Origin of the sequence: Pseudomonas fluorescens, assembly GCF_902497895.1 — a bacterium.
GTDB lineage: Bacteria > Pseudomonadota > Gammaproteobacteria > Pseudomonadales > Pseudomonadaceae > Aquipseudomonas > Aquipseudomonas fluorescens_BP.
This window is the reverse complement of sequence record NZ_CABVHQ010000091.1, coordinates 1-19,493: the sequence shown is the minus strand read 5'-3', so window position 1 is coordinate 19,493 and position 19,493 is coordinate 1. Positions and strand designations below refer to the sequence as shown.

Genomic DNA, 19,493 nt, shown 5'->3' with positions numbered 1-19,493 from the left:
CCTGGCTGACCGAGCAGCATTTCAGCCGCTGGCTCGGTCACAAGAATTACTACCAGTTGGAGCGGGGCGGCTACACCGATAACCCGGACCAGCGGATCTCCGAAGATCTCCACAGTTTCACCACCAACACCCTGGACCTTGGGCTCGGGCTGATCCGCACCGTGGTCAGTCTGGTCTCGTTTTCGATTATCCTCTGGGGGGTGTCTGGCAGTATCGAAGTCTTCGGTTACACCATCCCCGGTTATATGTTCTGGTGCGCGCTGGTGTACGCGGTGGTCGGCAGTTGGCTGACTCACTTGATTGGCAAGCGCTTGATCAACTTGAACAACCAACAACAACGCTTCGAAGCCGACCTGCGTTTTTCCATGGTCCGGATTCGTGAAAATGCCGAAAGCATTGCGCTGTATAACGGCGAACCGAACGAGAACAAGCGCTTGAGCAGCCGTTTCGGCATGGTCTGGCACAACTTCTGGGACATCATGCGGGTGTCCAAACGCCTGACATTCTTCACCGCCGGTTACGGGCAGATCGCAATCATCTTCCCGTTCATTGTTGCTGCGCCGCGCTATTTCAGCGGCAAGATCCAGCTCGGCGAGCTGATGCAAATCAACTCGGCGTTTGGCAACGTTCAAGAGAACTTCAGTTGGTTCATTACCGCATATTCCGACCTCGCGGCGTGGCGCGCCACCTGCGACCGCTTGTTGAGCTTCCGTCAGGCCATGACCGACAACGAAAGCCGGCCTCCGGAGATCGATGTACAGAGTCAGGGCAGTGAGCTGAAAGTGCACAACCTGGGGCTGGATCTGGCCGACGGCCGTCACTTGCTGACCAACGCCAACATGAGCGTTGCGGCGGGTGAGCGACTGATGCTCAGCGGCCGTTCCGGTAGCGGCAAAAGTACCTTGCTGCGGGCCATGGGCCGGCTCTGGCCGGACGGTCACGGCAGTATCCGCGTGCCAGCCCAGCGTTATCTGTTCCTCCCGCAGAAGCCTTACCTGCCGATTGGCAGTCTGCGGGAAGCCTTGAGTTATCCACAGCCGGGGGACGTTTACCCTCACGAGCGTTACGTGCAAGTGCTGGAAACCTGTCGCTTGCCGCACCTGATCCCGCGCCTGGACGAGAGCAATCACTGGCAGCGCATGCTGTCACCGGGTGAACAGCAACGCCTGGGCTTTGCCCGCGCGATGCTCTATGCACCGCAATGGCTGTACATGGACGAGGCCACCTCGGCGATGGACGAGGAGGATGAAGCGGTGCTCTATCAAGCCTTGATCAACCAGCTGCCGGGCCTGAGCATCGTCAGCGTCGGACATCGCAGCAGCCTCAAGCGTTTCCACCCAAGGCATGTGCGCATCGAGGGCGGTCACCTGGTCGAGCAAACCGTGACAGCTGCGTAGGCGCTGCACCTCGGTCCGACAGAATGCCTCTATGTAGGAGCTGCCGCAGGCTGCGATCTTTTGATCTTGAAAGCTCACAGCCTGCGGGATGGTGCTTCACTGGGGCGGTGATCGTACAACTCGGTTGAGCTATGATGCGGGTTCAGTTGTTTGCCGAGATAGATGTTCACCATGGAAAACCAGATCGACGCGCCACGCCTTCCCCGCAAGCGCCGCAGCCTCGCGCAGGAACTGGTGACGGTGCTGTCCGAGCAGATTCGCGACGGCTTGCTCAAACGTGGCGACAAGTTGCCCACCGAGTCGGCGATCATGGAAGCTCATGGCGTCAGCCGAACCGTGGTGCGCGAAGCGATTTCCCGCTTACAGGCCGCAGGCCAGGTCGAAACCCGTCACGGTATTGGCACCTTTGTGCTGGACACGCCCAGCCCGAGCGGCTTTCGCATCGATCCGGCGACCGTGGTCACCCTGCGCGATGTGTTGGCGATTCTTGAACTGCGCATCAGCCTGGAAGTGGAGTCCGCGGGTCTCGCGGCACAACGTCGCAGCACCGAGCAGTTGGCGTTGATGCGTGCGGCACTGGATGCATTGAACGAAAGCGCGGCCCGTGCTGGCGATGCAGTGGCCTCGGATTTCCAGTTTCATCTACAGATCGCCCTGGCCACCGGCAACCGTTACTTCACCGACATCATGACCCACCTGGGCACCAGCATCATTCCGCGCACCCGGCTCAACTCGGCGCGCCTGGCCCATGATGACCAGCAGCACTACATGAATCGCTTGAGTCGCGAGCACGAAGAGATCTACGAGGCGATTGCCCGCCAGGACTCGGACGCCGCCCGTGCCGCGATGCGCCTGCACCTGACCAACAGCCGCGAACGGCTGCGCCATGCCCATGAAGAGGCGGAGGCGCAGCGGGGGTAAGTTTTGGGGGCAAGACTTAAGAAACTCGTCGCCAGTCAGTCCGTTTCGCGAGCAAGCCCGCTCCCACATGGGTTCTGTGTTTTGCACATAATTTGTGTCAGGCGCCGACCAGCGTGGGGGTGTGCTCACTCTTCGATGTGCAGCACTACTGGGGGCGAACTCATCGCCAAACCGGACTCTCCAATAGTTTGGTAGCGCAGTTCGACAGTCTGGTTTATGTATTTCCCCAGTTCTTCTTTAGGGACATACACTTTAAGGTCCAGCAGCCGTTCATATTCATCGGTTTCGAAGTTCGGTTTTCCTGCCGGCATTGCATAACCGCTCCAGTCCGGATATTCCTCATCTTTCCCGAGGGTCGCGTTGACAGTGCCCTCTAGAAAGAGGTCCGAGGAATCCGAAATACTGATTTCCAGCGGGTCCTTAAGGTTCGACAGCTTCAACACAAGAATTGGGGCTGCAAGCGCCATGATGAATCTCCTTTGAGTGTCCAGGTTGGCCGTTATGATTTACGGCTGGAGCCAGGCTCTTGGCTCCTGAGGAGAGTTATCCTCCCTCGGTCACTCAATTCGAAACTGTTAGAAATACCAGTTGCGACGAGTGGCAACATTCCCTCACTCCGGGGTGTGAATGTGCGTCAGGTGGGTTCAGCGAAGTTCAACCCTCACAGCCAACGGTTCAATTGCCGACGTGGTTCGCCGCCAGCTTGAAATAGCGCCCCCAGCGCGAGCAGCGTCGAAACAAAGCGGCCACCGCCGATGATCGTTCCACTCCTCGGACAACCTATAACCAAGTGCATCCTGGACTTCGCCTGAAACCCTGGTTGGCGGCGACGATTGCCCTTTGCATAACGCCGAGGACTTGTCCGGCTTAGTCATTTCCACGGACAGTGCAGGCTCCCGCCCGAACCCCAATCTCCTCTCCGGCGATGAAATGCAGTTGACGATTAAATTTTAAGTTGTACGATGACGTACGACATCAGCAGCGGCTGACGTACTTTTTCATCACAACGTGCTTCCCAGGGTGTTCGAATAATGAATCCACAAGAACTGAAGTCCATCCTCTCTTCCGGTCTGCTGTCCTTTCCGGTTACCGATTTCAATGCCCAGGGTGATTTCCACCGCGAGGGCTATATCAAACGTCTCGAATGGCTGGCTCCGTATGGTGCCTCGGCCTTGTTCGCGGCGGGCGGCACTGGTGAGTTCTTCTCCCTCGCAGCCAGCGAATATTCGCAAGTGATCAAGACCGCCGTCGACACCTGCGCCACCAGCGTGCCGATCCTCGCCGGTGTCGGTGGCTCGACTCGCCAGGCCATCGAATACGCTCAAGAAGCCGAGCGTCTGGGCGCCAAAGGCTTGCTGCTGTTGCCGCACTACCTGACTGAAGCCAGCCAGGACGGCGTTGCTGCTCACGTCGAGGCCGTGTGCAAGTCGGTCAAAATCGGCGTGATTGTCTACAACCGCAACGTCTGCCGCCTGACCGCTCCGTTGCTGGAACGCCTGGCCGAACGCTGCCCGAACCTGATCGGCTACAAGGACGGTATCGGTGATATCGAGTTGATGGTGTCGATCCGTCGTCGCCTCGGTGATCGCTTCAGTTACCTCGGCGGCCTGCCGACCGCGGAGGTTTACGCCGCCGCCTACAAGGCGCTGGGCGTGCCGGTGTATTCCTCGGCGGTGTTCAACTTCATCCCGAAAACCGCGATGGATTTCTACCACGCCATTGCCCGCGAAGATCACGCCACCGTCGACAAGATCATCGACGACTTCTTCCTGCCGTACCTGGACATCCGCAACCGCAAGGCCGGTTATGCGGTGAGCATCGTCAAGGCCGGGGCAAAAATCTCCGGCTACGACGCAGGTCCGGTCCGTACCCCGCTGACGGATCTGTTGCCGGAAGAATACGAAGCACTGGCTGCGCTGATCGACAAGCAAGGCGCGCAGTAAACAATTCACCAGGGTCGCTGAGCAATCAGCGGCCTTTTGCGTAAGGAGATTGCTCGTGTCAGATGTCAAACGCTTCGATAACTACATCGGCGGCCAATGGGTCGCCGGCGCCGACTACTCGACCAATATCAATCCATCCGAGTTGTCGGATGTCATCGGCGAATACGCCAAGGCTGATCTGGCCCAGGTCAATGCCGCCATCAATGCTGCTCGCGCCGCGTTCCCGGCCTGGTCCACTTCCGGGATCCAGGCGCGCAGTGATGCGTTGGATAAAGTCGGCAGCGAGATCCTCGCCCGTCGTGAAGAACTCGGCACGCTGCTGGCCCGGGAAGAGGGCAAGACCTTGCCCGAAGCCATTGGTGAAGTGAGCCGCGCCGGCAATATCTTCAAGTTCTTCGCCGGTGAATGCCTGCGTTTGTCGGGCGATTACCTGCCGTCGGTGCGGCCAGGCGTCAATGTTGAAGTGACCCGCGAAGCGTTGGGCGTAGTCGGTCTGATCACTCCGTGGAATTTCCCGATTGCGATCCCCGCCTGGAAGATTGCTCCGGCTTTGGCCTACGGTAATTGCGTGGTGCTCAAACCGGCCGAACTGGTGCCGGGTTGCGCCTGGGCATTGGCAGAAATCATCTCCCGCGCAGGCTTCCCGGCCGGCGTGTTCAACCTGGTGATGGGCAGCGGTCGAGTGATCGGCGAGGCCATGGTCAACAGCCCGAAAGTCGACGGCATCAGCTTCACCGGCTCGGTGGGCGTCGGTCGGCAGATCGCGGTCAACTGCGTTTCGCGCCAGGCCAAGGTGCAACTGGAAATGGGCGGCAAGAACCCGCAGATCATTCTCGACGATGCCGATCTCAAGCAAGCGGTCGAGCTCTCGGTGCAGAGCGCGTTCTACTCCACCGGTCAGCGTTGCACTGCGTCGAGCCGTTTCATCGTCACTGCCGGGATTCACGACAAGTTCGTCGAAGCCATGGCCGAGCGCATGAAGTCGATCAAGGTTGGCCATGCGTTGAAATCCGGCACCGATATTGGTCCGGTGGTTTCGCAGGCGCAGCTTGAGCAGGACCTGAAGTACATCGACATCGGTCAGTCCGAAGGTGCGCGTCTGGTCAGCGGCGGTGGCCTGGTGACGTGTGACACCGAAGGCTACTTCCTGGCGCCGACGCTGTTTTCCGACAGCGAAGCTGCGATGCGCATCAGCCGCGAAGAGATCTTTGGCCCGGTGGCCAACATCGTTCGCGTGGCCGATTACGACGCCGCGCTGGAAATGGCCAACGACACCGAGTTCGGTCTGTCGGCAGGCATCGCCACGACCTCACTGAAGTACGCCAACCACTTCAAGCGCCACTCCCAGGCTGGGATGGTGATGGTCAACCTGCCGACGGCCGGCGTCGATTACCACGTTCCGTTTGGTGGTCGAAAAGGTTCATCCTACGGTTCTCGCGAGCAAGGTCGCTACGCGCAAGAGTTCTACACAGTCGTAAAAACCGCTTACGTCGGTTCCTGATAACGCAATGCCGGCAACTACGTCGGCAATGACACCGCACAACCGGCGTAGGAGCTGCCGCAGGCTGCGATCTTTTGATCTTCAGCGCCATCAAGGGCGCCAGGAATCAAGATCAAAAGATCGCAGCCTGCGGCAGCTCCTACAAGGAAAGACAAGATTCACCCGCGCATAAAAATAATCAGTGGGAGTACTTTTACATGCAAGCGACCAAGCCAACGCATGTCCGTTATTTGATTTTGCTCATGCTGTTCCTGGTGACCACGATCAACTACGCCGACCGCGCCACCATCGCCATCGCAGGCTCGAGCCTGCAAAAAGACCTCGGCATCAGTGCCGTCACCCTCGGCTATATCTTCTCCGCATTCGGCTGGGCCTACGTGGCCGGGCAAATCCCTGGCGGCTGGCTGCTCGACCGCTTCGGCTCGAAAAAAGTCTATGCGACGAGTATCTTCACCTGGTCGCTGTTCACCGTGCTGCAAGGCTATGTCGGTGAGTTCGGTGTTTCCACCGCGATCGTTGCGCTGTTCATGCTGCGCTTTCTGGTGGGGTTGGCCGAAGCGCCATCCTTCCCGGGTAACGCGCGCATCGTCGCCGCCTGGTTCCCCACTGCTGAACGCGGCACGGCCTCGGCGATTTTCAACTCGGCGCAATACTTCGCCACGGTGCTGTTCGCCCCGTTGATGGGCTGGATCGTTTACACCTTCGGCTGGCAGCATGTGTTCATCGTCATGGGTAGCATCGGCATCCTGTTCTCGCTGATCTGGCTGAAAGTTATCCACAGCCCGCGCCAGCATCCGATGATCAATGAAGCCGAGTTCAAGCACATCGCTGACAACGGCGGCCTGGTCGACATGGATCAGGACAAGGGAAAAGGCAAGACTACTGACGGCCCGAAATGGGATTACATGCGTCAGCTACTGACCAACCGCATGATGCTCGGCGTGTACCTGGGCCAGTACTGCATCAACGGCATCACCTATTTCTTCCTGACCTGGTTCCCGGTGTACCTGGTTCAGGAGCGCGGCATGACGATCCTCAAAGCGGGTTTCATCGCGTCGTTGCCGGCCATCTGCGGTTTCATCGGCGGCGTGCTGGGCGGGGTCATTTCCGACTACCTGCTGCGCAAAGGCCATTCCCTGACCTTCGCCCGCAAGGCGCCGATCATTGCTGGCTTGCTGATTTCCAGCAGCATCGTGGCCTGCAACTATGTGGACGTTGAATGGATGGTCATCGGCTTCATGGCGCTGGCATTCTTTGGCAAAGGCGTGGGTGCACTGGGCTGGGCCGTGGTGTCCGACACTTCGCCAAAACAGATCGCCGGTCTCAGCGGTGGTCTGTTCAACATGTTCGGCAATATTGCTTCGATCACCACGCCGATTGTCATCGGTTACATCATCAGCTCCACCGGCTCGTTCAAATGGGCGCTGGTGTTTGTAGGTTGCAACGCACTGTTGGCAGTGTTCAGTTATCTGGTGATCGTCGGCCCGATCAAGCGTGTAGTGCTCAAAGAGCCGCCGAGTACCGATCCCGAGCTCACCAAACTTTCTCAAGCTCATTCCTGAGGGCGGCGTCATGCAGTTGATTGAACATTCCGACTCGCCGCGCTACATCCGTCTGCACGAACTGGATAACGTCGTGATAGTGGTCAACGACCAGGGGGTACCGGCCGGCACCGAGTTCCCGGACGGTCTGGTCACCGTGGATTTCGTTCCGCAGAGCCACAAGGTGACGCTGGTGGACATTCCCGAAGGCGGCCAGGTGATTCGGTACGGCCAGACTATCGGTTATGCCTTGCAACCGATCCCGCGTGGCAGTTGGGTCAAGGAAGATCAACTGCGCATGCCCACCGCGCCACCGCTGGACAGCTTGCCGCTGTCCACCGATGTGCCTGCTGCACAGCCGCCGCTCGAGGGGTTTACCTTCGAGGGTTATCGCAACGTCGACGGCACTGTAGGCACGCGCAATATTCTCGGCATCACCACCACCGTGCAGTGCGTCACCGGTGTGCTGAATCATGCAGTCAAGCGTATCCGTGACGAGCTGCTGCCCAAGTACCCGAACGTCGATGACGTGGTGGCGTTGACCCACAGTTATGGCTGCGGTGTGGCGATTACCGCCACCGATGCCTACATCCCGATCCGTACCGTGCGCAACCTGGCGCGCAACCCGAATCTGGGTGGCGAAGCACTGGTCATCAGCCTGGGCTGCGAGAAGTTGCAGGCCGGCCAAGTGATGCATGACAACGACAGCTCGGTGGATCTCAGCGAGCCGTGGTTGTATCGCTTGCAGGATTCCAGTCACGGTTTCACCGAGATGATCGAGCAGATCATGGAACTGGCCGAGACTCGCTTGAAGAAGCTCGATCAACGTCGTCGCGAAACCGTGCCGGCGTCCGAGCTGATTCTGGGCATGCAGTGCGGTGGCAGTGATGCGTTTTCCGGAATCACCGCCAACCCGGCGCTGGGTTATGCCTCGGACTTGCTGTTAAGAGCGGGTGCGACGGTGATGTTTTCTGAAGTCACTGAAGTGCGCGATGCCATCTACTTGCTGACCTCGCGCGCCGAAACCGAAGAAGTCGCCCAGGAGTTGGTGCGGGAAATGGACTGGTACGACCGTTACCTGGCCAAGGGCGAAGCCGACCGCAGCGCCAACACCACGCCGGGCAACAAGAAAGGCGGGTTGTCGAACATTGTCGAGAAGTCCCTGGGTTCCATCGTCAAGTCCGGCAGCAGCGCGATCAATGGAGTGCTGGGCCCGGGTGAGCGTTTCAAGCGCAAGGGGCTGATTTTTTGCGCGACGCCGGCCAGTGATTTTGTCTGTGGCACCTTGCAACTGGCGGCGGGGATGAACCTGCATGTGTTCACCACCGGCCGCGGTACGCCCTATGGTCTGGCCATGGCGCCGGTGGTGAAGGTCTCGACCCGCACCGAACTGGCCCAACGCTGGCCGGACCTGATCGACATCGATGCCGGGCGTATTGCTACCGGCAGGGCGTCAATTGAAGAGCTCGGTTGGGAGTTGTTCCATTTCTATCTGGACGTGGCCAGCGGCAAGAAACAGACCTGGGCCGAGCAGCACAAATTGCATAACGACATTACGCTGTTCAATCCGGCGCCGATTACCTGATAACCGAGTCGCCTGTTTGAAAAGATCGCAGCCTGCGGCAGCTCCTACAGGATTTGTGTTCACCCGCAACTTCGCGGGTGTGCAGGATCACTGTAGGAGCTGCCGCAGGCTGCGATCTTTTGATCTGTGCGGCATAAACGCCAAACCAAATGTCATCTGGCGATCCCCGCTGGCTTATCATTAGCCCCCTAACGACAGCCACAAGGTTCACCCGGCATGCTGGCAATCTTTCTCGAAACACTGAACATCACCGCGCCGGTGTTTGCCATGTTGTTTTTGGGGGTGTTGCTCAAGCGCATTGACTGGATCAACGACAACTTTATCCACACCGCGTCGGCCCTGGTGTTCAACGTCACCATGCCGGCGTTGCTGTTTCTCGGCATCCTGCATGCCGATCTGCATTCGGCGTTGCAGCCGTCATTGCTGATCTATTTTACCCTCGCCACCCTGGTTGGTTTCGCGATTGCCTGGGGTTGGGCGATCTGGCGTTGCCCGCTGGTAGACCGCGGGATTTATACCCAGGGTGCGTTTCGTGGCAATAACGGGGTCATCGGCCTGGCCCTGGCCGCGAGCATGTATGGGGATTACGGGATCTCCCTCGGGGCGATTCTCGCCGGGCTGGTAATCCTGCTCTACAACACCCTCTCGAGCATTGTGCTGGCGGTCTACAGCCCGGGGATCAAGTCCGATCCGTGGAGTATCTGCAAAAGTGTGCTCCGCAATCCGTTGATCATCAGCGTAATGGGGGCGGCGCCGTTCGCCTATTTCCAGATCGGCCTGCCCGACTGGCTGGAAACCTCCGGCGGCTACCTGGCGAAGATGACATTGCCTCTGGCGCTGATCTGCATCGGCGGCACCCTGTCGCTGGCGGCGTTGCGCAAAAGTGGTGAGATGGCGTTGAGCGCTAGCCTGGTGAAAATGATCGGGTTGCCGCTGCTGGCCACCCTGGGCGCCTGGTTGTGCGGGTTTCGCGGCGCGGAGTTGGGGATTCTGTTCCTGTACTTCGGCAGCCCGACAGCTGCCGCCAGCTTTGTCATGGCCCGGCAGGCCAATGGCAATCACGAATTGGCGGCAGCGATCATTGTGATCACCACGCTGATGGCAGCGGTCACCACCAACGTCGGGATCTTTTTGTTGCAGTGGGGTGGATGGATTTAACGGCTGTCTTACTCAATCAGGGTTTTACAAGCAGGCTCCGTTACCGGCGGTACAACTGTTGGATATCGCTTGGGTGTGACCTGTACCGGTGTGGTGGCGACAAAGCCATCGGCAAATGTCGCTTCGACAAATGTGGCCTTCCATCCCACATCAGGCGTGTCTATGAGTACCTGCGCATTGAGTGGATCGACAGGGATGATTTCGTTGGACTCATAACGGATGCCGCACGGGTGACGAAAGTCTCGAGCTACTGGATTCAGGGCGGTCCACTCAGTCACCTTGACCGGTGTTTCGGAAAATTGGAGTGAAATGGATTCCTGAGCCTGATTCATTGTCGAGCGCGTCGTAATGGTCGGTAGCGTGCGATTCTGCTGCCAGCGATTGATCACTGGAATCAGCGAGTTTTCGATGAATTGCTTGATGCCGTAATGGCTTGCATTGGGCGCCACTCGCAAGGTTTTCGGGTCGGGCAGTTGGTCGAAATAGAAGTCTGCATTGTCCGGTACGAAAAAGTCGTCGCTGCTGGCATTGACGATATATTTCGGTATTGCCAATCGATCCGCGTAGGCACTGTCCAGATAATTCAGCGGATCTTCGATTTTCAGCAGTTTGGCGAAGTTCTCTGTTTCGCGTTGTTGGATAACCCCTTCCTGGTAATAGTCATAAAACGCTAACGGCCAGCTTTTTCCGTAGGTTTGATAGGTGTGTTCAAGCACTTTACTTGTGCCCAGAACGTCGATCACAAAGGGTACGATGGCGTTGATTCGCTCATCGGCAATTGCAGATAGCCAGGCGGTCCATGCGCGCTTGGACGCACCGCTGGCGATAAAGTGCTTGATCTGCCAGGGTTGTAATTCTTTTTGTGCGAGATCCATCGCCTTGATTACGGACGCCATCATCGGCAGGTGCAGCGACATGAACAGGCGTGATTCAGGGTCTTCGAGAAATAACTTCCAGCTGTGAGCGACACTGGCATCTTCTTTACGGGCAACGCCATCGTCCGTATAGGTCAGGTACTGATTGGGGATGTTGCTGACAGAAATGACGATCGTGCGGGTTTTGTGGGCGACTTCAAGTGCCATGGCTTCAGTGAAATCCGTAGGTCCGGATATACCCTCGTTATCCGAGGCGATATTGGTTCCGTCATTCGCCACCAGTAATGCCCGGCCGTGCAGAGCGTCGCGGGGAATATAAATATCGACATCGTGTTTCCATTGTTCAGGACTGACCATTCCCTGTGGCGACCACTGTTGGGATGAAAGTTCAAAGCTGCGCTTCTCAACATTCGGAAATACTTGTGTACCTTTCAGGGTATAAATCAATGGCTTTGAGGCTTCAGCTTTTTTATAGCAGTTGAGCACTTCACTGAAGTTGTGAGATGCGGCCTCGAAGCACGCCGGGGCCGAAGTCGCGGCTTGTGCCGTGACGCTGCCGAGCAGACTCAGTAGTAATAAGTTTGATAGCACGAAGCGACCGCTGGATAGCAACATACAGACCTCTTTTTGTATTTGTAGGTGCAAATTGATGATGGAGGTGACATAGGATGTGCGGCGTATTGTGGAGTAAAAGGATGCGGGGATGTAAGTTGTTGCGGAGGGCTATTTATTATCGAAATATATGTAAGTAGACGTGTTTTTGAAAGTGCGGCTGGTGTGTTGGTCCGCAGTAGCTAGAGGCTGTTCGACGGGTCGGAAAAAGTTATTGTCCGCCCGTCTAACTATAAATTTAGAAATTAAATTTTTAATACAGTGTCGTCATTGTGGTTTCTGATACTCATCAATCACTTCCTGCGCCGCGCGAAACGCAACGACCGCCGCCGGGACACCGGCATACACCGCGCAGTGCAGCAGCGCTTCACGAATTTCTTCGACGGTGCAGCCGTTATTCAGTGCGCCGCGAACGTGACCTTTGAGCTCCTGTGGGCACTTCAACGCCGTGAGGGCGGCGAGGGTGATCAGGCTGCGGGTTTTCAGCGGCAAGCCTTCGCGGTTCCAGACGCTGCCCCAGGCGTGCTCGTTGATGAAGTCCTGCAGCGGTTGGGTGAACTCGGTGGCGTTGCCCAGCGCACGGTCGACGAAGGCATCGCCCATGACGTGGCGGCGCATTTCAATGCCGGGCTTTTTTGGGTCGGTCATAGCGGTTCTCTCTTGTGTTGGCGGCGCCAGGTGAGCAGGGAGGTGAACAGCAGAAACACCACCAGCGCTGGCAGGACGAAAAACAGCATCAAGTCTTCGAGCTTGCCGGCCAGGGGCATGCCGGTGGCGAATGACACCACGTGCAGGCCGTAGGCCAGGTACAGCCCCAGAAACAGTAAACCTTCAGCGCGAGTAATCCGGTAACCCGAATAAAACACCGGCAGACACAGCACTGCGACCCCGAGCATGACCGGCAGGTCGAAATCCAGGGCATTGGGCGACACCGATACAGGCGTCGGCGCCACCAGCGCGGTGAAGCCCAGCACCCCCAGCAGGTTGAACAGATTACTGCCGATCACATTGCCCACGGCGATATCGCGCTGACCGCGCAAGGCAGCGATCATCGAGGTGGCGAACTGCGGCAGCGAAGTGCCGACGGCAACGATGGTCAGCCCGATGATCCGTTCCGATAGCCCGAGGTCGCTAGCGATTTCAACCGCGGCCCCCAGCAGCAGATGAGCGGCGAACATCAGCAGTGCCAGGCCGCACACCATCATCAGCAGGCTGCCAAGCCATGGCGCCCGAGTCCTGGGAGTAGCGTCGTCATTGGTTTGCCGAGGGCGGCTGGAAGGTTGCGACTGGCGCAGCAACAGCCCGAGGTACAGCGCCAGAGCCGTCAGCAGGAGCAGACCATCCAGCGGCGTCAGCTGTTTGTTGTACGCCAATGCGAACACCAGCAGGCTGGCGCCGATCATCATCGGAATGTCCAGCCGCACCAGGTGCCGGGAGACCTTTAATGGAAGGATCAATGCCGACAGGCCCAGGGTGACGAGGATGTTGAAGATGCTGCTGCCAATCACGCTGCCAACAGCGATGTCGGTGTTGTCCGAGAGGGTCGCTTGCAGGCTCACGGCCAGCTGTGGCGCGCTGCTGCCGAAGGCGACGATACTCAGACCGATGATCAGCGAGCGGACTTTGCGCCGGGCAGCCAGGCGCACGGCGCCACGCACCAGCAGTTCGGCACCGGCGATCAACAGGACCAGGCCGCCGAGCAGTTGAATCACGCTCAGCAGTGGCAACTCGGCTAATCCGAAAATGGTCAGGGCTCCTTGCTCAGTTGTTCAGGGCCTGCACGCGAACCCGTGCGGTGCCGCTGCGCAGCATGCCCAGTCGTTCGGCAGCCTCGCGTGACAGGTCGATCAAGCGGCCACGGCTGTGCGGCCCGCGGTCATTGATGCGCACCACCACGGTTTTGTCGTTGCCCAGATTGGTGACCTTCACCCGAGTGCCAAACGGTAATCGGCGGTGGGCGGCGGTCAAGCCATGCTGGTTGAAACGCTCGCCGCTGGCGGTGCGTTTGCCTTGGTGCTTGGCGCCGTAATAGGACGCGCGGCCCGTTTCATCATAGCCGCGCGGATCGATGTCATGGCTGGCACAACCGGCCAGCAGAGAGAACAGGGCACAGGCGCTAAGCAGACGCTTCATTTGAAGGATTCCCACAATAAATGTGGTGAGGGAGCTGGTGTGGAAACTGGGCTTGTTGTGGCGAGGGGGCTTGCCCCCGTTGGACTGCGCAGCAGTCCCAACACTTGATGACTCGGTTTGTCAGGTGCTACCCGAGTCCAGCTATTGGGGCCGCTTCGCGACCCAACGGGGGCAAGCCCCCTCGCCACAAAAGCTCTGTGACCACAACAAGCCCGCTCCCACAGAGGTGGAGCCAGACTTTAGTTCTGGCTCCATACCAATCAGCCTTCGAGCTTGCTTTTCAGCAGTTCGTTGACCTGTTGCGGGTTGGCTTTGCCTTTCGAGGCTTTCATCGCCTGACCGACGAAGAAGCCGAACATCTTGCCGCGTTTGGCTTCATCTGCCGCGCGGTATTGTTCGACCTGTTCGGCGTTGGCCGCGAGCATCTCGTCGAGCACCCTGGAGATTTCGCCGCTGTCGGTCACTTGCTTCAGGCCGCGCTTCTCGATGATCTCGTCGGCGCTGCCTTCGCCATTGGCCATGCCTTCAAAGACCATCTTGGCGATCTTGCCGGAGATGGTGTTGTCCTTGATGCGCAACAGCATGCCGCCCAGCTGCTCGGCCGAGACCGGAGCCTGGTCGATTTCCAGGCCCTGTTTGTTCAACAGGCTGCCCAACTCGACCATGACCCAGTTGGCCGCCAGTTTGGCGTCGCCGCCGATGCTCACGACTTTCTCGAAGTAATCCGCTTGCTCACGGCTCGAAGCCAACACGTTGGCGTCGTAGACCGACAGGCCGAACTGCTCCTGGAAGCGCTCGCGTTTCTGCGGCGGCAGTTCCGGCAGGGTGGCGCGGATGTCGGCGAGGAACGAATCCTCGATGACCACCGGCAACAGGTCCGGATCGGGGAAGTAACGGTAGTCGTTGGCTTCCTCTTTGCTGCGCATGGCGCGGGTTTCGTCTTTGTTCGGATCGTACAGGCGGGTCTGCTGAATGACCCGGCCGCCGTCTTCGATCAGCTCGATCTGGCGTCGCACTTCAGTGTTGATCGCCTTCTCGATGAAACGGAACGAGTTGACGTTCTTGATCTCGCAGCGCGTGCCGAACTCGACCTGACCTTTAGGGCGGATCGAAACGTTGCAGTCGCAGCGCAGCGAACCTTCGGCCATGTTGCCGTCACAGATGCCCAGGTAACGCACCAGCGCGTGGATCGCCTTGACGTAAGCCACGGCTTCCTTGGCGCTGCGCATGTCCGGCTCGGAAACGATCTCCAGCAGCGGCGTGCCGGCACGGTTCAGGTCAATGCCAGTGGCACCGTTGAACTCTTCATGCAGGCTCTTGCCGGCGTCTTCTTCCAGGTGCGCGCGGGTGATGCCGACGCGTTTGACCGTGCCGTCTTCCAGCGCGATGTCCAGATAGCCCTTGCCGACAATCGGCAATTCCATCTGGCTGATCTGGTAGCCCTTGGGCAGGTCCGGGTAGAAGTAGTTTTTGCGGGCGAACACGTTGTGCTGACCGATTTCGGCATCGATGGCCAGGCCGAACTTGACCGCCATGCGCACCGCTTCCTGGTTCAGCACGGGCAGCACGCCGGGCATGCCCAGGTCTACCAGGCTGGCCTGGGTGTTGGGCTCGGAGCCGAACGTGGTGGCGCTACCGGAGAAAATCTTCGATTGGGTGGCGAGCTGGGTATGAATCTCCAGCCCGATCACGACTTCCCATTGCATGTGTTTCTCCTCAGAAGCCTGTTGGGGTGCGCGTGTGCCAGTCGGTGTTCAGCTGGTACTGGTGCGCAACATTGAGCAGGCGGCCTTCCTGGAAATACGGGGCGAGCAATTGCACGCCGACCGGCAAGCCGTCGACAAAACCGGCAGGCATGGACAAGCCCGGCAGACCGGCGAGGTTGGCGGTGATGGTGTAGACATCTTCCAGATACGCAGCGACCGGATCGTCGTTCTTGGTGCCGAGTTTCCAGGCCGGGTTGGGCGTGGTCGGGCCGAGGATGATGTCGACCTCATTAAAGGCAGCCATGAAGTCGTTCTTGATCAGGCGACGAATCTTCTGCGCCTTCAAATAGTAGGCGTCGTAGTAACCGGCCGACAACGCGTAGGCACCGACCATGATCCGGCGCTGCACTTCTGCACCGAAACCTTCGCCGCGGGAACGCTTGTACAGGTCAGTCAGGTCTTTCGGGTCTTCGCAGCGATAGCCGAAGCGCACGCCGTCAAAACGCGACAGGTTGGAGGAGGCTTCTGCCGGGGCGATCACGTAGTACGCAGGAATCGCGTGCTGCATGTTCGGCAGGCTGATTTCCTTGATCACCGCGCCGAGCTTTGCCAGCTCCTTGACGCTGTTATGGATCAGCTCGGCGATGCGCGGGTCGAGACCGGCGCTGAAGTACTCCTTCGGCACACCGATGCGCAGGCCTTGCAGCGAACTGTTAAGGCTGGCGCTGTAATCCGGCACTGGCTCGTCGATGCTGGTGGAGTCCTGCGGATCGAAGCCGGCCATGCCTTGCAACATGATCGCGCAGTCTTCGGCGGTGCGCGCCAACGGGCCACCTTGATCGAGGCTCGAGGCATAGGCGATCATGCCCCAACGCGAAACACGACCGTACGTCGGTTTCAGGCCGGTGAGGTTGGTCAGTGCCGCCGGTTGGCGAATCGAGCCGCCGGTGTCGGTGCCAGTCGCCGCCGGCAACAGGCGTGCAGCCACTGCGGCCGCCGAACCGCCGGACGAACCGCCTGGTACGTGTTCCAGGTTCCACGGGTTTTTCACTGCGCCGTAGTAGCTCGATTCGTTGGCCGAGCCCATGGCGAATTCATCCATGTTGGTCTTGCCCAGGGTCACGGCCCCGGCAGCGGCGAGCCTGGCAACCACGGTGGCGTCGTACGGCGCCTTGAAGTTGTCGAGCATCTTCGAACCGCAGCTGGTGCGAATGCCCTGGGTGCAGAACAAGTCCTTGTGGGCGATCGGCGCGCCGAGCAGGGCGCCGCTCTCACCGTTCGCGCGGCGTACGTCAGCGGCCTTGGCCTGCTGGAGCGCGAGCTCTTCGGTGAGGCTGATGAAACTGTTGAGCTGTGGGTCGAGCTGGGCGATACGCGCCAGCAGAACCTTGGTCAGCTCTTCGGAGGAAAACTTTTTATCGGCGAGTCCGCGGGCGATCTCGGCCAGAGTCATTTGATGCATTGCAGGCTCTTTCCCTTTAGTCGATGACTTTCGGAACCAGGTACAGGCCGTTTTCGACCGCTGGCGCGATGGACTGATAGGCCTCGCGATGATTGCTTTCGGTCACAACGTCTGCGCGCAGACGCTGGCTGGCTTCCAGTGGGTGGGCCAGAGGCTCGATACCGTCGGTATTCACAGCCTGCATTTCATCGACCAGCCCTAGAATGCTGTTCAGGGCCGAAGTGATGTGTGGAAGATCGGCTTCATTGAGGCCAAGGCAGGCCAGATGAGCGATTTTTTCCACGTCGGAGCGTTCAAGCGCCATGGGATTCTCCAGTGGAAGGAAAACAGAACGGATGCTATCCGTGTGTTAGATTGTCGGAACACTACCGCATTTCTACGGTCATATGGCCGCGATTGTGGGGTTTGGTGCACAGAAAAGCGGCCAATTTAACATATTGGCGCCTTGCCCAAAATCCCTGTCGTTGTTAGAGTTTGCCGCACTTTTTTACCCACGCGTTGCCTAGGGTCCTTTCCCCATGTTCAAGAAACTGCGTGGCATGTTTTCCAGCGATCTCTCAATTGACCTGGGCACTGCCAACACCCTTATTTACGTGCGTGAGCGCGGTATCGTCCTGAATGAACCATCGGTTGTGGCCATTCGGACGCACGGTAATCAGAAAAGTGTCGTTGCCGTCGGCACCGAGGCCAAGCGCATGCTCGGCCGTACACCGGGCAACATTGCTGCCATTCGTCCGATGAAGGACGGCGTGATCGCCGACTTCAGCGTTTGCGAAAAGATGCTTCAGTACTTTATCAACAAGGTTCACGAAAACAGCTTTTTGCAGCCTAGCCCTCGTGTACTGATTTGCGTTCCCTGCAAATCCACCCAGGTTGAGCGTCGTGCCATCCGTGAATCGGCCCTCGGTGCCGGTGCCCGTGAAGTATTCCTGATCGAAGAGCCAATGGCTGCTGCCATCGGTGCCGGCCTGCCGGTTGAAGAAGCACGCGGTTCGATGGTCGTCGATATTGGTGGTGGTACCACTGAAATCGCGCTGATCTCCCTCAACGGTGTGGTTTACGCCGAATCCGTACGGGTTGGCGGCGACCGCTTCGACGAAGCGATCATCACTTATGTGCGTCGTAACTACGGCAGCCTGATTGGCGAGTCCACCGCAGAGCGCATCAAGCAGGAAATCGGTACGGCCTACCCGGGCGGCGAAGTTCGTGAAGTCGACGTTCGCGGCCGTAACCTGGCTGAAGGCGTTCCGCGCGCATTCACCCTGAACTCCAATGAAGTGCTGGAAGCTCTGCAAGAGTCCCTGGCAACCATCGTTCAGGCCGTGAAGAGCGCTCTGGAACAATCGCCTCCGGAACTGGCTTCGGATATCGCCGAGCGTGGTCTGGTACTGACCGGTGGTGGCGCCTTGCTGCGCGACCTGGACAAGTTGCTGGCCCAGGAAACCGGTCTGCCGGTGATTGTTGCCGAAGACCCGCTGACCTGCGTTGCTCGCGGCGGTGGCCGGGCGTTGGAAATGATGGATAAGCACACCATGGATCTGCTCTCCAGCGAGTAAATTCGCGGGGTGTATCTATGTTGTTCCGCTCCCAGGCAGCACTTTGCAGTGCTGCCTGTTGGCGTTTATCTTCTGTCAATCTGTTCCAGGCCGGTTTGATGCCGTATGAATAACGAGAACATTTGCCTGGGAGGAGCGGCTTATTAAACCGCTTTTCACCAAGGGCCCCTCACTGGGCGTGCGCGTGTTGGTGCTGGTCGTGCTATCGGTCGCGCTGATGGTGTTCGATGCCCGCTTCACACTGCTCAAGCCAGTGCGTAGCCAGATGTCGCTGGTGTTGATGCAGTCTTACTGGATCACTGACCTGCCGCAGCGGCTATGGCAAGGTGTCGCCAGTCAATTTGGCAGCCGCACCGAACTGGTTGCCGAAAACGAAAAACTCCAGACCGAAAACCTGCTGTTGCAAGGCCGCATGCAAAAACTGGCGGCCTTGACCGAGCAGAACGTCCGGCTGCGCGAGTTGCTCAATTCCTCTGCGCTGGTCAACGAAAAGGTCGAAGTGGCCGAGTTGATTGGCATGGACCCCAATCCCTTCACTCATCGCATCATCATCAATAAAGGTGAGCGCGATGGCGTGGTTCTCGGTCAGCCGGTACTCGATGCCCGCGGCTTGATGGGCCAGGTGGTCGAGTTGATGCCCTACACCTCGCGGGTCTTGCTGCTGACCGACACGACCCACAGTATTCCTGTTCAGGTGAACCGTAACGGTCTGCGGGCAATTGCCAGCGGCACCGGTAATCCCGAGCGCCTGGAACTTCGCCATGTGGCGGACACCGCAGATATCAAAGAAGGCGACTTGCTGGTCAGTTCCGGGCTCGGCCAGCGTTTTCCAGCGGGCTACCCGGTCGCAACGGTCAAGGAAGTGATTCATGATTCCGGCCAGCCTTTCGCTATCGTGCGCGCCGTTCCGACCGCCGCATTGAACCGCAGCCGTTATCTGTTGCTGGTGTTCAGCGATACCCGCACGGTCGAAGAGCGGGCCAACGCTGCCGCCCAGGCTCAGGAAGCCCAGGATCGACAAGGCGGCGCAGCCCCGAGCATTCCGGCAACCATTCCCAAATCTGTCGTGCCCTTTGTCCCGGCGCCTGCGCCAGCCGCTGCCG

Annotated in this window: 17 protein-coding genes; 9 read left to right on the top strand and 8 right to left on the bottom strand. The window is 58.7% G+C overall.

Translation table 11 applies throughout. The features are described from left to right. Together F8N21_RS27805 and F8N21_RS27800 are read left to right on the top strand one after the other, a co-directional pair. The coding region (locus F8N21_RS27805; RefSeq protein WP_150645180.1) for an ABC transporter ATP-binding protein/permease at positions 1-1,397 on the top strand (1,397 nt) is incomplete at its 5' end. Positions 1,398-1,568: 171 nt separating this feature from the next. Then, on the top strand, positions 1,569-2,318 hold the full coding sequence (locus F8N21_RS27800; RefSeq protein WP_150645179.1) for a FadR/GntR family transcriptional regulator: 750 nt from the start codon (positions 1,569-1,571) through the stop codon (positions 2,316-2,318). A 125-nt stretch (positions 2,319-2,443) separates the two neighbouring features. On the opposite strand, the gene F8N21_RS27795 is transcribed toward F8N21_RS27800, so the two are convergent. Next, complete coding sequence (locus F8N21_RS27795) at positions 2,444-2,785, bottom strand: hypothetical protein (protein ID WP_150645178.1); 342 nt, start codon at positions 2,783-2,785, stop codon at positions 2,444-2,446. Positions 2,786-3,349: 564 nt separating this feature from the next. On the opposite strand from F8N21_RS27795, the gene kdgD reads away from it, so the two are divergent. The 5 genes from kdgD (at position 3,350) to F8N21_RS27770 (ending at position 10,046) form a co-directional block, all read left to right on the top strand. Then, complete coding sequence (gene kdgD, locus F8N21_RS27790) at positions 3,350-4,261, top strand: 5-dehydro-4-deoxyglucarate dehydratase (RefSeq protein ID WP_150645177.1); 912 nt, start codon at positions 3,350-3,352, stop codon at positions 4,259-4,261. 55 nt (positions 4,262-4,316) lie between these two features. Then, positions 4,317-5,762, top strand: a complete 1,446-nt coding sequence (locus F8N21_RS27785; RefSeq protein WP_150645176.1) for an aldehyde dehydrogenase family protein — start codon at positions 4,317-4,319, stop codon at positions 5,760-5,762. Positions 5,763-5,836: 74 nt separating this feature from the next. Then, on the top strand, positions 5,837-7,324 hold the full coding sequence (locus tag F8N21_RS27780) for an MFS transporter (RefSeq protein ID WP_224788304.1): 1,488 nt from the start codon (positions 5,837-5,839) through the stop codon (positions 7,322-7,324). Positions 7,325-7,334: 10 nt separating this feature from the next. Further along, the gene (gene garD / locus F8N21_RS27775; protein WP_150645175.1) at positions 7,335-8,888 is read left to right on the top strand and encodes a galactarate dehydratase; all 1,554 of its coding nucleotides are present in this window, start codon (positions 7,335-7,337) and stop codon (positions 8,886-8,888) included. A gap of 216 nt (positions 8,889-9,104) precedes the next feature. Beyond that, a complete protein-coding gene (locus F8N21_RS27770) occupies positions 9,105-10,046 on the top strand; it encodes an AEC family transporter (RefSeq protein ID WP_150645174.1) in 942 nt (313 codons plus the stop codon). 8 nt (positions 10,047-10,054) lie between these two features. On the opposite strand, the gene F8N21_RS27765 is transcribed toward F8N21_RS27770, so the two are convergent. The 7 genes from F8N21_RS27765 to gatC all read right to left on the bottom strand — a co-directional run bounded on the left by F8N21_RS27765 (position 10,055) and on the right by gatC (position 17,138). Further along, positions 10,055-11,536, bottom strand: coding sequence for a PhoPQ-activated pathogenicity-related family protein (locus tag F8N21_RS27765; protein WP_150645173.1), 1,482 nt, complete (start codon positions 11,534-11,536; stop codon positions 10,055-10,057). Positions 11,537-11,800: 264 nt separating this feature from the next. Next, positions 11,801-12,181: a carboxymuconolactone decarboxylase family protein gene (locus F8N21_RS27760; protein WP_150645172.1), complete on the bottom strand. Its 381-nt coding sequence runs from the start codon at positions 12,179-12,181 to the stop codon at positions 11,801-11,803. After that, on the bottom strand, positions 12,178-13,245 hold the full coding sequence (locus F8N21_RS27755; RefSeq protein ID WP_150645182.1) for a calcium/sodium antiporter: 1,068 nt from the start codon (positions 13,243-13,245) through the stop codon (positions 12,178-12,180). Before F8N21_RS27755 ends, F8N21_RS27760 begins: the two co-directional genes overlap by 4 nt. A gap of 49 nt (positions 13,246-13,294) precedes the next feature. Continuing rightward, positions 13,295-13,666 carry a septal ring lytic transglycosylase RlpA family protein gene (locus F8N21_RS27750; RefSeq protein WP_150645171.1) on the bottom strand — a complete coding sequence of 124 codons (372 nt, stop codon included), beginning with the start codon at positions 13,664-13,666 and terminating at the stop codon, positions 13,295-13,297. A gap of 260 nt (positions 13,667-13,926) precedes the next feature. Beyond that, entirely contained in the window at positions 13,927-15,372 is a 1,446-nt protein-coding gene (gene gatB / locus F8N21_RS27740) for an Asp-tRNA(Asn)/Glu-tRNA(Gln) amidotransferase subunit GatB (RefSeq protein WP_150645169.1), read from the bottom strand. Positions 15,373-15,382: 10 nt separating this feature from the next. Then, positions 15,383-16,834, bottom strand: a complete 1,452-nt coding sequence (gene gatA, locus F8N21_RS27735) for an Asp-tRNA(Asn)/Glu-tRNA(Gln) amidotransferase subunit GatA (protein WP_150645168.1) — start codon at positions 16,832-16,834, stop codon at positions 15,383-15,385. A 16-nt stretch (positions 16,835-16,850) separates the two neighbouring features. Continuing rightward, complete coding sequence (gene gatC, locus F8N21_RS27730) at positions 16,851-17,138, bottom strand: Asp-tRNA(Asn)/Glu-tRNA(Gln) amidotransferase subunit GatC (protein WP_003197816.1); 288 nt, start codon at positions 17,136-17,138, stop codon at positions 16,851-16,853. A gap of 214 nt (positions 17,139-17,352) precedes the next feature. Between gatC and mreB the strand changes: the two genes are divergently transcribed. Together mreB and mreC are read left to right on the top strand one after the other, a co-directional pair. Beyond that, positions 17,353-18,390, top strand: coding sequence for a rod shape-determining protein MreB (gene mreB / locus F8N21_RS27725; RefSeq protein ID WP_002555108.1), 1,038 nt, complete (start codon positions 17,353-17,355; stop codon positions 18,388-18,390). 190 nt (positions 18,391-18,580) lie between these two features. Further along, positions 18,581-19,493, top strand: a 913-nt coding sequence (gene mreC, locus F8N21_RS27720; protein ID WP_412071680.1) for a rod shape-determining protein MreC, incomplete at its 3' end; no start/stop codon positions are given.

Bases quoted from the DNA above. Each gene is read 5' to 3' on its own strand.
- F8N21_RS27800 (WP_150645179.1), top strand. From the start codon at position 1,569: ATGGAAAACCAGATCGACGCGCCACGCCTTCCCCGCAAGCGCCGCAGC.
- F8N21_RS27795 (WP_150645178.1), bottom strand. From the start codon at position 2,785: ATGGCGCTTGCAGCCCCAATTCTTGTGTTGAAGCTGTCGAACCTTAAG.
- kdgD (WP_150645177.1), top strand. From the start codon at position 3,350: ATGAATCCACAAGAACTGAAGTCCATCCTCTCTTCCGGTCTGCTGTCC.
- garD (WP_150645175.1), top strand. From the start codon at position 7,335: ATGCAGTTGATTGAACATTCCGACTCGCCGCGCTACATCCGTCTGCAC.
- F8N21_RS27770 (WP_150645174.1), top strand. From the start codon at position 9,105: ATGCTGGCAATCTTTCTCGAAACACTGAACATCACCGCGCCGGTGTTT.
- F8N21_RS27765 (WP_150645173.1), bottom strand. From the start codon at position 11,536: ATGTTGCTATCCAGCGGTCGCTTCGTGCTATCAAACTTATTACTACTG.
- F8N21_RS27760 (WP_150645172.1), bottom strand. From the start codon at position 12,181: ATGACCGACCCAAAAAAGCCCGGCATTGAAATGCGCCGCCACGTCATG.
- F8N21_RS27750 (WP_150645171.1), bottom strand. From the start codon at position 13,666: ATGAAGCGTCTGCTTAGCGCCTGTGCCCTGTTCTCTCTGCTGGCCGGT.
- gatB (WP_150645169.1), bottom strand. From the start codon at position 15,372: ATGCAATGGGAAGTCGTGATCGGGCTGGAGATTCATACCCAGCTCGCC.
- gatA (WP_150645168.1), bottom strand. From the start codon at position 16,834: ATGCATCAAATGACTCTGGCCGAGATCGCCCGCGGACTCGCCGATAAA.
- gatC (WP_003197816.1), bottom strand. From the start codon at position 17,138: ATGGCGCTTGAACGCTCCGACGTGGAAAAAATCGCTCATCTGGCCTGC.
- mreB (WP_002555108.1), top strand. From the start codon at position 17,353: ATGTTCAAGAAACTGCGTGGCATGTTTTCCAGCGATCTCTCAATTGAC.